Annotated in this window: 14 protein-coding genes and 1 tRNA gene; 13 read left to right on the top strand and 2 right to left on the bottom strand. The window is 61.3% G+C overall.

Annotated elements, in window-relative coordinates; genetic code table 11:
- Positions 1 to 184: 184 nt before the first annotated feature.
- Positions 185 to 1,870, bottom strand: coding sequence for an electron transfer flavoprotein-ubiquinone oxidoreductase (locus CFE42_RS00010; RefSeq protein WP_004636026.1), 1,686 nt, complete (start codon positions 1,868 to 1,870; stop codon positions 185 to 187).
- Between the two features lie 210 nt (positions 1,871 to 2,080).
- Between CFE42_RS00010 and CFE42_RS00015 the strand changes: the two genes are divergently transcribed.
- The gene (locus CFE42_RS00015; protein WP_004636023.1) at positions 2,081 to 2,866 is read left to right on the top strand and encodes an SDR family oxidoreductase; all 786 of its coding nucleotides are present in this window, start codon (positions 2,081 to 2,083) and stop codon (positions 2,864 to 2,866) included.
- A 13-nt stretch (positions 2,867 to 2,879) separates the two neighbouring features.
- Here CFE42_RS00015 and CFE42_RS00020 read toward each other — a convergent pair whose 3' ends face one another.
- Positions 2,880 to 3,425 (bottom strand): LuxR C-terminal-related transcriptional regulator, encoded by a 546-nt coding sequence (locus CFE42_RS00020; RefSeq protein WP_004636022.1) that lies wholly within the window; start codon positions 3,423 to 3,425, stop codon positions 2,880 to 2,882.
- Positions 3,426 to 3,578: 153 nt separating this feature from the next.
- Between CFE42_RS00020 and CFE42_RS00025 the strand changes: the two genes are divergently transcribed.
- From CFE42_RS00025 to pheS, 12 genes are all read left to right on the top strand, one after another.
- Positions 3,579 to 4,280 (top strand): CoA transferase subunit A, encoded by a 702-nt coding sequence (locus tag CFE42_RS00025; protein ID WP_004636019.1) that lies wholly within the window; start codon positions 3,579 to 3,581, stop codon positions 4,278 to 4,280.
- A 10-nt stretch (positions 4,281 to 4,290) separates the two neighbouring features.
- Positions 4,291 to 4,926, top strand: coding sequence for a 3-oxoacid CoA-transferase subunit B (locus CFE42_RS00030; RefSeq protein ID WP_004636018.1), 636 nt, complete (start codon positions 4,291 to 4,293; stop codon positions 4,924 to 4,926).
- A 22-nt stretch (positions 4,927 to 4,948) separates the two neighbouring features.
- Complete coding sequence (locus CFE42_RS00035; protein WP_004636015.1) at positions 4,949 to 5,728, top strand: 3-hydroxybutyrate dehydrogenase; 780 nt, start codon at positions 4,949 to 4,951, stop codon at positions 5,726 to 5,728.
- A gap of 144 nt (positions 5,729 to 5,872) precedes the next feature.
- Entirely contained in the window at positions 5,873 to 6,742 is an 870-nt protein-coding gene (locus CFE42_RS00040; RefSeq protein WP_004636014.1) for an alpha/beta hydrolase, read from the top strand.
- Between the two features lie 30 nt (positions 6,743 to 6,772).
- Positions 6,773 to 7,141, top strand: coding sequence for a RidA family protein (locus CFE42_RS00045; protein WP_004636012.1), 369 nt, complete (start codon positions 6,773 to 6,775; stop codon positions 7,139 to 7,141).
- 39 nt (positions 7,142 to 7,180) lie between these two features.
- Entirely contained in the window at positions 7,181 to 9,406 is a 2,226-nt protein-coding gene (locus CFE42_RS00050) for a bifunctional (p)ppGpp synthetase/guanosine-3',5'-bis(diphosphate) 3'-pyrophosphohydrolase (RefSeq protein ID WP_004636010.1), read from the top strand.
- Between the two features lie 22 nt (positions 9,407 to 9,428).
- Positions 9,429 to 9,505: transfer RNA gene (locus tag CFE42_RS00055), tRNA-Val, on the top strand.
- A 382-nt stretch (positions 9,506 to 9,887) separates the two neighbouring features.
- Complete coding sequence (gene thrS, locus CFE42_RS00060) at positions 9,888 to 11,795, top strand: threonine--tRNA ligase (RefSeq protein ID WP_004636008.1); 1,908 nt, start codon at positions 9,888 to 9,890, stop codon at positions 11,793 to 11,795.
- A gap of 36 nt (positions 11,796 to 11,831) precedes the next feature.
- Positions 11,832 to 12,359: a translation initiation factor IF-3 gene (gene infC, locus CFE42_RS00065; protein WP_103519417.1), complete on the top strand. Its 528-nt coding sequence runs from the start codon at positions 11,832 to 11,834 to the stop codon at positions 12,357 to 12,359.
- Positions 12,360 to 12,526: 167 nt separating this feature from the next.
- Complete coding sequence (rpmI, locus tag CFE42_RS00070; protein ID WP_004636003.1) at positions 12,527 to 12,724, top strand: 50S ribosomal protein L35; 198 nt, start codon at positions 12,527 to 12,529, stop codon at positions 12,722 to 12,724.
- Between the two features lie 28 nt (positions 12,725 to 12,752).
- Positions 12,753 to 13,109, top strand: coding sequence for a 50S ribosomal protein L20 (rplT, locus tag CFE42_RS00075; protein ID WP_004636001.1), 357 nt, complete (start codon positions 12,753 to 12,755; stop codon positions 13,107 to 13,109).
- Between the two features lie 147 nt (positions 13,110 to 13,256).
- Positions 13,257 to 14,285 carry a phenylalanine--tRNA ligase subunit alpha gene (pheS, locus tag CFE42_RS00080; protein ID WP_024541701.1) on the top strand — a complete coding sequence of 343 codons (1,029 nt, stop codon included), beginning with the start codon at positions 13,257 to 13,259 and terminating at the stop codon, positions 14,283 to 14,285.
- Positions 14,286 to 14,330 lie beyond the last annotated feature (45 nt).

Raw genomic sequence — 14,330 nt, forward strand, 5'->3', positions numbered from 1 at the left:
CACCTGCTCAACCACTGCCAACTTAAAAGCCAGCGTGTAGTCCCTCTGCGTTCGCTTCTTCTGCCCTTCCATCTTGACCCTCACTCCCTGGCGGGGAAAAAGTGTCAACCTTATTCAGGACGGGTCACAGACAACAAAAAAGACGGCTTCAAGCCGTCTTTTTTGTTGGGCGACCGCCCGGTGCTTACATGCCGACGTAGTTCGGCCCGCCACCGCCTTCCGGGGTGACCCACACAATGTTCTGCGTCGGGTCCTTGATGTCGCAGGTCTTGCAGTGCACGCAGTTCTGCGCGTTGATCTGCAGGCGCTCAGTGCCCTCATCGTTCTTGACGAACTCATACACGCCAGCCGGGCAGTAGCGCTGCTCGGGGCCGGCAAACTGCGTCAGGTTGATGCGCGTCGGAACGGTCGGATCCTTCAGCGTCAGGTGAGCCGGCTGGTTCTCTTCGTGGTTCGTGTTCGAGATGAACACCGACGACAGGCGATCGAACGTGACCTTGCCGTCCGGCTTCGGATACTCGATCTTCGGGCATTCCGATGCCGGCTTGAGTGACTGGTTGTCCGACTTCGTGCCGTGCAGCGTCCAAGGTGGGTTGCTGACGCCAATCTTGGGCAGCAGCCACTGTTCGATGCCGGTCATGATCTTGCCCAGTGTCGGGCTCTTCTTGAACCACAGCTTGAAGTTGCGCGACTGGTCCAGTTCTTCCTTCAGCCAGCTCTGTTCGAAGGCGGCGGGGTAGGCCGACAACTCGTCTGCGCAGCGGCCAGCTGTCACGGCTTCGAACACGGCTTCACCGCACATCATGCCGCTCTTAATGGCCGCGTGGCTGCCCTTGATACGCGCCGCGTTCAGGTAGCCTGCATCGCAACCGACCAGGGCGCCGCCTGGGAACACCGTTTTCGGCAGCGCCTGCGGCGTGCCGTTGTTGATGGCGCGTGCACCGTAGCCGATGCGCTTCCCGCCTTCGATGTGCGCGCGGATGGCGGGGTGGGCCTTCCAGCGCTGCATCTCTTCGAACGGGCTCATCCAAGGGTTCTTGTAGTCCAGCCCAATCACGAAGCCGAGCGTGATCTTGTTGTCTTCCAGGTGATACAGGAAGCCGCCGCCGAAGGTGTCATCTTCCATCGGCCAGCCCGCGGTGTGCACCACGAGGCCGGGCTTGGCCTTGGCCGGATCGATTTCCCAGAGTTCCTTGATACCGATGGCGAAGGTCTGCGGGTCCTTGCCGGCGTTGAGCTTGAACTTCTCCAGCAACTGGCGGCCGAGATGCCCGCGCGCGCCTTCCGCGAAGATGGTGTACTTGCCGAGCAGCTCCATGCCGAGCTGGAAGTTCTCGGTCGGCTCACCGTCCTTGCCGATGCCCATGTTGCCGGTGGCAACGCCGCGCACGGCACCATTGTCGTCATACAGCACTTCGGCTGCCGCAAAGCCCGGGAAAATCTCGACGCCCAGCGCTTCGGCCTGCGTGGCCATCCACTTGACCACGTTCGACAGCGAGATCACGTAGCAGCCGTGGTTATGGAAGTTGCGCGGCACGAGCCAGTCGGGCGTACGCTTGGAGCCGGTTTCGCTCAGGAAGAGCACATCGTCGCCGGTGACCGCCTGGTTGAGCGGGGCGCCGTCGGCCTTCCAGTTCGGGAGGAGTTCGTTGATGGCGCGCGGGTCCATCACAGCGCCCGAAAGAATGTGTGCACCTGGCTCGGAACCCTTTTCCAGCACGACGACGGACACGTCCTTGCCCGTCTCGGCAGCCAGTTGCTTGACGCGAATCGCAGTCGCCAGGCCGGCGGGGCCGCCGCCGACGATAACGACGTCATACTCCATGGACTCTCGCGGGCCGTATTGTTCGAGGAGCTGCTGCTGGTTCATAAGTGTCTCTTCGCTTGTAGGGCGTTTGCTTATTGGTATGACGGATTGCTGCATTAGAATTTTCCGCATTGTCCGGGACACGCCCGGATGCGGCAAGGGAATTTTCTGAACGATCGTTCGATTTTTTGCTAAGCTGCGCTCAAATCACATGCCGATGTTGCTTCCGAGCAGCCCGGCGCATGCCAAACCAATCTACGGGGATCACGCATCATGGGTTTGTCGATCAATCTGGAAGGCAAGGTCGCGCTGATCACGGGCGCGTCGAGCGGCCTGGGCGCGCGTTTCGCGCACACGCTGGCGGCCGCCGGCGCGAAAGTCGTGCTGGCCTCGCGCCGTGTCGAACGGCTGAAAGAACTGCGCGCCGACATCGAATCGAAGGGCGGCAGCGCCCACGTCGTACGCCTGGACGTGACGGATCCGGACAGCATCCGATCGGCCATCGCCCACGCTGAAACCGAAGCCGGCACGATCGACATCCTGGTCAACAACTCCGGCGTTTCGACCACGCAGCGCATGGTGGACGTCACGCCCGATGACTTCGATTTCGTATTTGATACCAACACGCGTGGCGCCTTCTTTGTGGCGCAGGAAACGGCTAAGCGCATGATTGCGCGGGCCAAGGGCGCGGAGAAGAACGGCTCGCCGCTGCCGCAATCGCGCATCGTCAACATTGCATCTGTGGCGGGGCTGAAGGTGCTGTCGCAGATTGGCGTGTATTGCATGAGCAAGGCAGCTGTGGTGCACATGACCAAGGCCATGGCGCTGGAGTGGGGCCGTTACGGCATCAATACCAACGCGATCTGCCCGGGCTATATCGACACCGAAATCAATCATCACCATTGGGAAACCGAACCTGGCCAGAAGCTGGTGCAGATGCTGCCGCGCAAGCGCGTCGGCAAGCCGGAAGACCTCGATGGGCTGATTCTGCTGTTGGCGTCGGATCAGTCCGACTTCATCAACGGTGCCGTCATCAACGCCGACGACGGCATGGTGTAACGCTTCGGCGGCCTCAATGCCCCATCAGCCGCTGCACAAGTTCGAGCGAGGTGTTGGCGGCGTACTTCTTCATCAGCCGCGCGCGATAGATTTCAACCGTGCGCGGGCTGATCTCCAACTGCTTGCCGATCTGCTTGCTGGTCTTGCCTTCAACAAGCTGCGCGGCGATGTCGCGTTCGCGCGGCGTGAGCGCTGCTGTAACGGGGCGATGCGCTGACAGATCCTCGAACGTCCAGATGCCTTCGCCCAGCGGTTTGGCACGGTCCAGCGCGCGGCCTGTGACGTGGCACCAGAACAGTTCACCGTTGGCGCGCTTCATGATGCGTTCGTCAGAATAGCTGCCGCGCGCATTCATGACGGGGATGATGCGCGCGCCAGTGCGCTCGTATTCGTCGTGCGTTGGATACAGCAGTTCAAACGATTGGCCGATCATGGTGGTACGCGCGTGGCCGAAGATGCGAGCGGCTTCGTCATTGACGTCGAGCATCACCCGCTCGCGGGACATCACCATGCCGACAGGGGCAAGCTGGAACGCAGTCTGATAGTCGAGGGCGGGCATATGTATTCGTACGTATTGCTGCGTCGCGCGACGCTTGCGTATTCTCGCCAGATTGTATCGTTACTATTTTCCGGCGCTGCACCGCACAAACCTCAAGTGTGCGTGCGGTCAAAACCGAGCCGGATTCGTTGGACCACCAAGGAAGGAGCACGCATGAACAAAATCTTCGCCAGCGCCAGCGAGGCGCTCGCGGGCGTCGTCAGGGACGGCCAGACCATCGCCGTGGGCGGCTTCGGCCTGTGCGGTATTCCGGAAGCGCTGATTGCCGCGCTGCGCGATTCGGGCGTCAAGAATCTCACTTGCATTTCCAACAATGCCGGCGTCGATGGTTTCGGCCTGGGCTTGCTGCTGGAAACCCGCCAGATCAAAAAGATGATTTCGTCCTACGTGGGCGAAAACAAGGAGTTCGAGCGCCAGTATCTGGCCGGTGAACTCGAGTTGGAATTCACCCCGCAAGGCACGCTGGCCGAAAAGCTGCGCGCTGGCGGCGCCGGCATCCCGGCGTTCTTCACCAAGACCGGTGTCGGCACGCTTGTCGCCGAAGGCAAGGAACTGCGCGAGTTTGACGGCCAGACGTACGTCATGGAGCGCTCGCTGGTGCCCGACGTGGCGCTGGTGAAAGCCCAGGTGGCTGACAAGTCCGGTAACCTGCGTTTCAACCTGACCGCGCGCAACTTCAACCCGGCTGCGGCAACCGCCGGCAAGATCTGCATCGTCGAGGTCGAAGAGATCGTTGAGGTGGGCGAGCTTGCGCCGGACGACATTCATCTGCCAGGCATCTATGTGCACCGCATCGTGCTGAATGCCACGCCCGAGAAGCGCATCGAAAAGCGCACCATCCGAGCAGCCAACTAAGGAGACCGACATGGCCTGGACACAAGACCAAATGGCGGCGCGCGCTGCCCAGGAGTTGCAAGACGGTTTCTACGTCAACCTCGGCATCGGTATCCCGACGCTGGTTGCCAACCACACCGGCGACAAGGAAGTCTGGCTGCAAAGCGAAAACGGCATGCTGGGCATCGGTCCGTTTCCCATGGAAGACGAAGTGGATGCCGACCTGATCAACGCAGGCAAGCAGACCGTGACCACGCTGCCCGGCAGCGCCATCTTCGGCAGCGATCAGAGCTTTGCGATGATTCGCGGCGGCAAGATCAACCTGTCGATTCTCGGTGCGATGCAGGTGAGCGAGACGGGCGACCTGGCCAACTGGATGATCCCCGGCAAGATGGTCAAGGGCATGGGTGGCGCGATGGACCTCGTGGCCGGCGTCAAGCGGGTGATCGTTCTGATGGAACACACCGCCAAGAAAAAGGACGGCACCGAAGACATGAAGATCCTGCCCAAGTGCACGTTGCCGCTGACGGGTGTGGGCGTGGTGGATCGCATCATTACGGACCTCGGCGTGATCGACGTGACCGAGCAGGGACTGAAGCTGATCGAAACCGCGCCGGGCGTTTCCCGCGAAGAGATCCAGGCCAAGACTGGCGTCAACCTGTTGTAATCGCTGACCTCCGGAGATACGCATGCTGCAAGGAAAAACCGCCCTCGTCACGGGCTCGACCAGCGGGATTGGTCTGGGTATTGCCTGTTCGCTGGCCGCGCAGGGCGCCAACATCATCATGAATGGCTTTGGCGATGTGGAAGCACCCAAGGCGCAGATCGCGGCCGCGGGCAAAAATGCCATCCGCATCGGATATCACGGCGCCGACATGAGCAAGCCAGCCGAGATCGAAGCGATGTTCGCCTATGCCGACGCAGAGTTTGGCGGCGTGGACATCCTCGTCAACAACGCCGGCATCCAGTATGTGGCCAATGTCGAGGATTTCCCGACCGAACGCTGGGACGCCATCATCGCCATCAACCTCACCTCGGCTTTCCACACGACGCGGCTTGCTGTGCCGGGCATGAAGCGCAAGAACTGGGGCCGCATCATCAACGTCGCATCGGTGCATGGGTTGGTGGCATCGGCGCAGAAATCGGCGTACGTGGCGGCCAAACACGGTATCGTCGGCTTCACCAAATCGGTGGCGCTGGAGACCGCACAGACGGGCATCACGTCCAACGCGATCTGCCCGGGCTGGGTGCTGACGCCGCTGGTGCAGAAGCAGATCGATGCGCGCGCCGAGAAGGATGGCCTGTCCGCGCTCGAAGCCAAGACAGATCTGCTGATGGAAAAGCAGCCTTCGCGTGAGTTCGTGACGCCCGATCAGCTTGGCGCGCTGGCGGTGTTTCTGTGCAGCGACGCGGCGGAGCAGGTGCGCGGCGTGGCGTGGAACATGGATGGTGGCTGGGTGGCGCAGTAAGCCGATCTGCTTCTGAAGAAGCCTCGCTGCGGCGAGGCTTTTTTGTTTTTGGCCGGCGTGAATGTTTGCTGCGCCGCCGCATGCCTGCGGGCCCGCGTACAATCAGGCTTCGCTGTCTCCGTCATTCACATGTAGGAGTTGTTCATGCCAGTTTCGCCGCGCCTTGCCTTCGTGCAGTGCCTGAGTCCGTCCGGCTTGCACCGGATGGCGTATCACGAGTGGGGCGACTCGCAGAATCCGCGCGTGCTCGTTTGCGTGCATGGCCTCTCGCGCACCGGGCGTGATTTCGATGTGCTGGCGCAGGCGCTGTGCAACGACTATCGCGTCATCTGCCCGGATGTCGTGGGCCGCGGACGCTCCGATTGGCTGGCCGACCCGAAGGGCTATGTGCTGCCGCAATACGCGTCCGACATGGTGACGTTGCTCGCGCGCCTGAACGCCGAGTCCGTCGACTGGTTCGGTACCTCGATGGGCGGCCTGATCGGCATCGGCTTGGCAGGCTTGCCGAAATCGCCGATCCGCAAGCTGTTGCTCAACGATGTGGGCCCGCGCGTGACGGAATCGTCGTTGACGCGCATCGGCGCTTACCTCGGACTGAACGTCCGCTTCAAGACGTTCGATGAAGGGCTGGCATACCTCAAAACGATCAGCGCTTCATTCGGCCCCCACACGCCGGAGCAATGGCGTGAGTTGAATACCGCGATCCTGAAGCCCCAGGGCGGCGAGTGGATCCTGCATTACGATCCGCGGCTGGCGGAGCCATTCAAGAACACCACGCCCGAAATGGTCGCGGCCGGCGAGGCCACGCTGTGGAAACTGTTCGAGGCGATTCCCGGCGAGGTGCTGGTGGTACGCGGCGCGCATTCCGATTTGCTGACGCGCGAGACCGTCGAGGCCATGATGCAACGCGGCCAACATGTGAACACGGTGGAAATTCCCGATGTGGGCCATGCGCCGACTTTCATCCAGCCGGATCAGGTGGCGATCGCCCGCAAATTCTTTCTCGGTCAATGACCGGTTGCTTGACCTTATTCGATTTGCAAGATGAGCACTGAACTGAAGCGTTACAACGTCGAACATCGCTATTCCGACGCGGCCGTCTACAACGGCGTCGTCTACGTGGCCGGCCAGGTGCCCGAGACCACGCTGGACGCCGGCATTGCCGAGCAGACGGCGGAAGTGCTCGCCATCATTGATCGCGTGCTGGCCGCCAACGACAGCGACAAGACGCGCATCCTGATGTGCCAGATCTTCCTCAAAGACATCAGCGAGATTGGCGAGATGAACAAGGTGTGGGACCAGTGGGTCGCCGCCGATTCCAAGAACTCGCCGCCGCGCGCGACCGTTGAAGCCGCGCTGGCCAATCCGAAGTACCGCATCGAAATCGTCGTGACGGCCGCGCAGAAAAGCTGAGCCCGTCACGCAACAGGCGAGACGCAAGCAGGACGCATCATGGAGAACAAGACCGAACGGCCGGCCGAGGGGTCCGGATCGACGGCAGAGCAGGTCGCTCGGGCGATCGAATACCTCGTGGCGAATGCCGCAGACAGCGTCACGCTGACCGGCGAGCCGCTGGAGTCGCACGCGCGCGGCACGATCGCCATCCTTGAAGGGCTGCGCGTCGATACGCCGTCGTTGCAGGCGGCCGCGCTGTTTCTGTTGCCCACGCTGGCAATGGACAATGAAAAGGCGCTCGAGCCCGCGTTCGGGGCCGAGGTCGTCAAGCTCGTGCACGAGGTGCGGCAACTGCTGCGCATTGGCGCCATTGCCGGCCTCGTCAGTCCGACCGACGCCAGCATCACGCGCAAGAACGAAGCCGAAGCGCGCCGCGCGCAAGTCGAAGCGTTGCGCAAGATGTTGCTCGCGTTTGCGCAGGACATTCGCGTGGTGCTGATCCGCCTGGCGTCGCGGTTGCAGTCGCTGCGCTGGCTGGCGCACACGAAGCGCTCGGCGCCGGAAGGCATGGCGCGCGAGACGCTGGATATCTACGCGCCGCTCGCAAACCGCCTGGGCATCTGGCAGCTGAAGTGGGAGCTTGAAGACCTCGGCTTCCGCTTTGAGGATCCTGATACCTACAAGCGCATCGCCCGCCTGCTGGACGAAAAGCGCATTGAGCGCGAGAAGTTCATCGGCCAGGCCATCGAACAACTCCAAAAGACCTTGCACGATGCCGGCATTCAGGCGGAGGTCAGCGGGCGGCCCAAGCACATCTACAGCATCTGGAAGAAGATGCGCGGCAAGGAACTCGACTTTGCCGATCTGTACGACGTGCGCGCCTTCCGCGTCATCGTCGACGACATCAAGGATTGCTACACGGTGCTCGGTTTCGTGCACCACATGTGGCAGCCGATCCCGAAGGAATTCGACGACTACATCTCGCGTCCGAAGGCCAATGGCTACATGTCGCTGCACACGGTGGTGATCGGCGACGACGGTCGAGCGCTGGAGGTGCAGATCCGCACGCGCGAGATGCACCATTTTGCCGAGTACGGTGTGGCGGCGCATTGGCGCTACAAGGAGGCAGGCAACAAGGGCTACGCCGGCCAGTTCTCCGCCAGCGAGCGCTACGACGAGAAGATCGCCTGGCTGCGCCAACTGCTCGCCTGGAAGGACGATGCCGAGCACACCGTCGCGCACGAGGATTCCCCATGGGAGCAACTCAAGCACACCGAGCTGGATGACCACATCTACGTGCTGACGCCGCAGGCGCGCGTGATCGCGTTGCCGCAAGGTGCGACGCCCGTCGATTTTGCGTATTACCTGCATAGCGATCTCGGCCACCGCTGCCGCGGCGCGCGCGTCGACGGCACGATGGTGCCGCTGAACACGCCGCTCAAGAACGGCCAGACCGTCGAGATTGTTACCGTCAAGCACGGCGGGCCGTCACGTGATTGGCTGAACACCGAGCTGCACTATCTTGTCAGCCCGCGCGCCCGCACGAAAGTGCGCGCGTGGTTCAACGCGATGGAACTGGAAGAGACGCTCGCGCAGGGCCGGGCGCTTATCGACAAGACGCTGCAGCGTGAGGGCAAGACCGCCGTCAACCTGGAAGAACTGGCCGCCAAGCTCGGCTACAAGACATCGGACGATCTCTATGCCGTGGTCGCCAAGGACGAACTGAGCCTGCGCCGCATCGAGGCCGTTTTGCGCTCGGATGGGGCGCCGCCGCCCGCGCCCGTCGACGACGAAGCGGCCATCACCAAGAAAAGCCGCGCCACCAGCGTGGCTCGTGGCGCCAAGAGCGGCGTGCTCGTGGTGGGCGTCGATTCGCTCCTCACGCAGATGTCGCGTTGCTGCAAGCCGGCACCGCCGGACCCCATCGTTGGTTTTGTCACGCGTGGGCGCGGCGTATCGATCCACCGTCAGAGCTGCGCGACCTTTCAGCAACTGGCTGCCCGGGCGCCGGGCCGTGTGATCCAGACGGAATGGGGCCAGCGCAGCGATTCGGTCTATCCGATCGACATCCAGGTCGAGGCGCTGGACCGGCAGGGATTGTTGCGTGACATCTCGGAAATCCTCTCGCGCGAGAAGATCAACGTGACCGGCGTGCGCACGCTGTCGAGCAAAGGCGTCGCAAAAATGCAGTTCACCGCGGAGGTGGCAGAGGCGACACAGCTGCAGCGCGCGCTGACTTTGATCGAAGAAGTGCAGGGGGTGTTGACAGCCCGAAGGAAGTGACGGTATAGTTTCGTTCTTCGGCAGGCTCGTAGCTCAGCTGGTTAGAGCACCACCTTGACATGGTGGGGGTCGTTGGTTCGAGTCCAATCGAGCCTACCAACGCATTTGGCAGGACGCGTCGGGTAGGGTGTCCAAGCCGTCATCCTCGCAATTCCCGGGTTTGTCCCGTACAACAGAACACAAGGCGAAATATGATTCAGGCACCGCGAACTACAACCGCTTCGGAGCGACAGTAGTCAAGGTGCGTTTTTCGCCCTTTGCGGTCTGCCCAAGCGGTGGATAGCGCAAATGAAAACGCGGCCTTGGCCGCGTTTTTTTTCGTCCGCAGTTTCGTGTCACGCGTGGCGATCAAGCTGAAAGCGCTTCGAAGCATTCGATTCGACAACCTGCTGCGCTGACTTGGCGCGGCGCACGACAGAATAACGACCGCTGTGCATCTCTGAAACCTGAAATGCGCGACGGTGACTCCACAGGAGCAAGCATGATCGCAATCACGTTGCCGGATGGTTCCCGGCGTGAGTTTCCCGGCCCGGTGACTGTCGCAGAAGTGGCGCAAAGCATCGGTGCAGGCCTGGCCAAGGCAGCCCTGGCGGGCCGCGTGGACGGCCAGATGGTCGACACGAGCTACACGATCGATCATGATGCCAAGCTCGCCATCATCACCGACAAGGACGCCGACGGCGTCGACGTGATCCGTCACTCTACGGCGCACTTGCTGGCCTACGCCGTCAAGGAGCTGTATCCGGATGCGCAGGTCACCATCGGTCCGGTCATCGAGAACGGCTTTTACTACGACTTCGCCTACAAGCGCCCCTTCACGCCCGATGACCTTGTTGCCATTGAAAAGAAGATGGGCGAACTCGCCAAGAAAGACGAGAAGGTCACGCGGGAAGTGCTGAGCCGCGACGACGCCGTCAAGCTGTTCCAGGGCATGGGCGAGAAGTACAAGGCCGAGATCATCGCCTCCATTCCGGAGGACCAGGAGATTGGCCTGTACCGCGAGGGCAATTTCGTCGACCTCTGCCGCGGCCCGCACGTGCCGTCCACGGGCAAACTGAAAGTCTTCAAGCTGATGAAGGTGGCGGGCGCCTATTGGCGTGGCGACCACAACAACGAGATGCTCCAGCGCATCTACGGCACGGCCTGGGCCAAGAAGGAAGACCAGGAAGCCTATCTGCATATGCTGGAAGAGGCCGAAAAGCGCGACCACCGCAAGCTCGGCCGCGAGCTCGACCTGTTCCACATCGACGAGTACTCGCCCGGCACGGTGTTCTGGCATCCGAAGGGTTGGACCCTTTGGCAGGAGATCGAGCAGTACATGCGCCGCGTCTATCGCGAGAACGGCTACCAGGAAGTGAAGGGGCCGCAGATTCTCGACAAGACCCTGTGGGAGAAGACCGGCCACTGGGACAAGTACCGCGAGAACATGTTCATCACGGAATCGGAAAAGCGCGAATACGCGCTGAAGCCGATGAACTGCCCCGGCCACATCCTCATCTACAAGCAAGGCATCAAGAGTTACCGCGACCTGCCGCTTCGCTTCGGCGAATTCGGCGCGTGCCACCGCAACGAGCCTTCGGGTGGTTTGCACGGCATCATGCGCGTGCGCGGCTTCACGCAGGACGACGGCCACATCTTCTGTACGGAAGACATGATCCAGGCCGAGGTGACGGCGTTTACGACGTTGCTGCAGAAGGTCTACAAGGATTTCGGCTTTACCGAGATTCTTTACAAGCTGTCGACGCGTCCGGACAAGCGCATCGGCACGGAAGAAAGCTGGGATCGCGCCGAAGCGGCATTGGCGGAGGGCTTGCGTGCGTCGGGTTGCGAATTTGAGTACCTGCCGGGTGAGGGGGCGTTCTACGGTCCCAAGATCGAGTATGTGCTTAAAGATGCACTTGGTCGCCAGTGGCAGTGCGGCACGATCCAAGTCGACCCGAACCTGCCGGAGCGCCTGGATGCTGAATTTGTCGGCGAAGATGGCGCGCGCCATCGCCCGATCATGCTGCACCGAGCCATCGTTGGCAGCCTCGAGCGCTTTATCGGTATCTTGATCGAGCAATATGCCGGAGCGCTGCCGACGTGGCTTTCCCCGGTGCAGGTCGTGGTGCTCAGCATCACCGATTCGCACGCCGAATACGCACAATCCGTTGCGCAATCCCTGCAAAAACAAGGATTTAGGGCGGTCGTCGATTTGCGGAATGAGAAGATTGGGTATAAAATCCGCGAGCATTCCGTGCAGAAGGTCCCATACCAGGTTGTGGTTGGCGATAAAGAACGGGATGAAAATCAGGTGGCCGTGCGTGCCCGTGGCAACGTCGATCTAGGCTCCATGCCGTTGTCGGCGTTCGTTGAGCGACTGAAGAACGATCTCGCCAACAAGTCATGAGCTGGGCACGGCCTGTTTTTTTGATTCTTTGAGGACATCAACATCGCTACTGAGAAATCTCACCGCATCAACCGCGAGATCAGCGCACCGGAAGTCCGGCTGACCGGGGTTGAGGGAGAAGCGCTCGGCATCGTCAAGCTGTTCGACGCCCTGCGTCTGGCAGAAGAGAAAGACGTCGACCTGGTCGAGATCGCGCCGACCGCGCAGCCGCCCGTCTGCCGCCTGATGGACTATGGCAAGTTCAAGTATCAGGAGCAGAAAAAGGCACATGACGCCAAGCTGAAGCAGAAGGTGATCCAGGTGAAGGAAGTCAAGTTCCGCCCTGGCACCGACGACAACGACTACGGCGTCAAGCTGCGCAACGCGACGCGCTTCCTGGAGGATGGCGACAGGGTAAAGGTGACCTTGCGTTTCCGCGGCCGCGAAATGGCTCACCAGGAACTCGGCATGCGCGTGCTGGAGCGTATCAAGTCTGACCTGGAGGAATTCGGTCAGGTTGAGCAGATGCCGAAGATGGAAGGTCGCCAGGCAGTGATGATGTTGGCGCCCAAGAAGAAAAAGTAATGCAGTGGCGGCCGGGCGATTCCGGCCGCGCTGAGCAGGTTCCAGACGGAAACGTCGGAAGACGCGGCAGGTGTCAAAGCCTGCCGCGATACAACAAGTGAGCCCGGGTCTTGCAAGTGTCGGCGCCAGCCGTCCACCTGGCTTCATGTCAAAAACGGAGTTGTTCCATGCCGAAGATGAAGACGAAGAAAAGCGCGTCCAAGCGCTTTACTGCCCGTCCTGGTGGCACGATCAAACGTGGCCAAGCCTTCAAGCGTCACATCCTGACCAAGAAGACCACCAAGAACAAGCGTCACCTGCGCGGTACCGAGGGCGTCCATGAGACGAACCTGAAGTCCGTTCGCGCAATGATGCCGTACGCCTAACCCTAACTAACTACGAAAGGAGCATTTCATGCCTCGAGTAAAACGTGGGGTCACAGCGCGGGCCCGTCATAAGAAGGTTATCAGCGCAGCTAAGGGTTTCCGCGGCCGCCGCAATAACGTTTATCGCATCGCCAAGCAGGCGGTCATGCGTGCTGGCCAGTACGCCTACCGCGATCGTCGCAACAAGAAGCGCGTGTTCCGTGCGCTCTGGATTGCACGTATCAACGCTGGCGCACGCGAGCATGGTCTGACCTACAGCAAGTTCATGAACGGCCTGAAGAAGGCGTCCATCGAACTGGACCGCAAGGTGCTGTCGGACATGGCCATTCACGACAAGGTGGCTTTTGCTGCCATCGTGAACCAGGTGAAAGCCAACGTCGCCTGAATTGGATCGGCCGGGCGGGCTGCTGGAGTTGCCCAGTAACTTTGCCGGCTGATCACCCTGACGGGGCTCTCACCGAGCCCCGTTTTTTATTCCGCGCATTTCGCGGACCCGAATCACCCGAATTTTTTCGCTCGCCTTCCCATGTCACTGGATCTGGATCAAGTCGTCGTCGATGCCCAAAATGCGTTTGCCTCGGTGGAGGACAACGCCTCGCTGGAAAACGAGAAGGCACGCTTTCTCGGTAAGTCCGGCGTGCTGACCGACTTGCTCAAAGGCTTGGGCAAGCTCGATCCGGAGACACGCAAGACCGAAGGCGCGCGTATCAACCAGGCCAAGAGCCGCGTTGAAGAGGCATTGACGGCCCGCCGCCAGGCGTTGGCCGACGCGCTGATGAACGCACGCCTCGCAGCCGAGGCGATCGACGTAACGCTGCCCGGCCGCGACGTGGCCGAGGGCAGCTTGCACCCGGTGATGAACACCTGGGAGCGCGTCGCCAAGATCTTCGGCTCGATCGGTTTCGATGTGGCTGACGGCCCCGAAATCGAATCCGACTGGATGAACTTCACGGCGCTGAACAACCCGGACAACCATCCGGCGCGCTCGATGCAGGACACGTTCTACATCGACGGTCGCGACAGCGAAGACAAGCTCCTGCTGCTGCGCACGCACACCAGCCCGATGCAGGTGCGCTATGCCCGCATGCACGTCGAGAAGTACAAGCATCTCGACCGTATCCCCCCCATCAAGGTCATCGCGCCGGGCCGCACATACCGTGTCGACAGCGATGCTACGCACTCGCCGATGTTCCATCAGGTCGAAGGCCTCTGGATTGCCGACAACATCAGCTTTGCCGATCTGAAGGGCGTGTACACCGATTTCCTGCGGAACTTCTTCGAGCGCGACGACATCCAGGTGCGTTTCCGCCCATCGTATTTCCCGTTCACCGAGCCGTCGGCCGAGATCGACATGGCGTTCGGCAACGGCAAATGGCTGGAGATTTCCGGTTCCGGCCAGGTGCATCCGACCGTGGTGCGCAACATGGGCCTGGACCCTGAGCGCTACATCGGCTTTGCATTCGGCTCCGGCCTGGAGCGTCTGACGATGCTGCGCTATGGCATCAACGATCTGCGCCTGTTCTTCGAGGGCGATGTGCGTTTCCTGCGTCAGTTCGCGTAAGCGCCAAGCGCTCGCACTGGTACTTCATCGCCCCGTTAATCGAAT

Origin of the sequence: Ralstonia sp. PBBBR1, assembly GCF_002256165.1 — a bacterium.
GTDB classification, from domain to species: domain Bacteria; phylum Pseudomonadota; class Gammaproteobacteria; order Burkholderiales; family Burkholderiaceae; genus Ralstonia; species Ralstonia thomasii.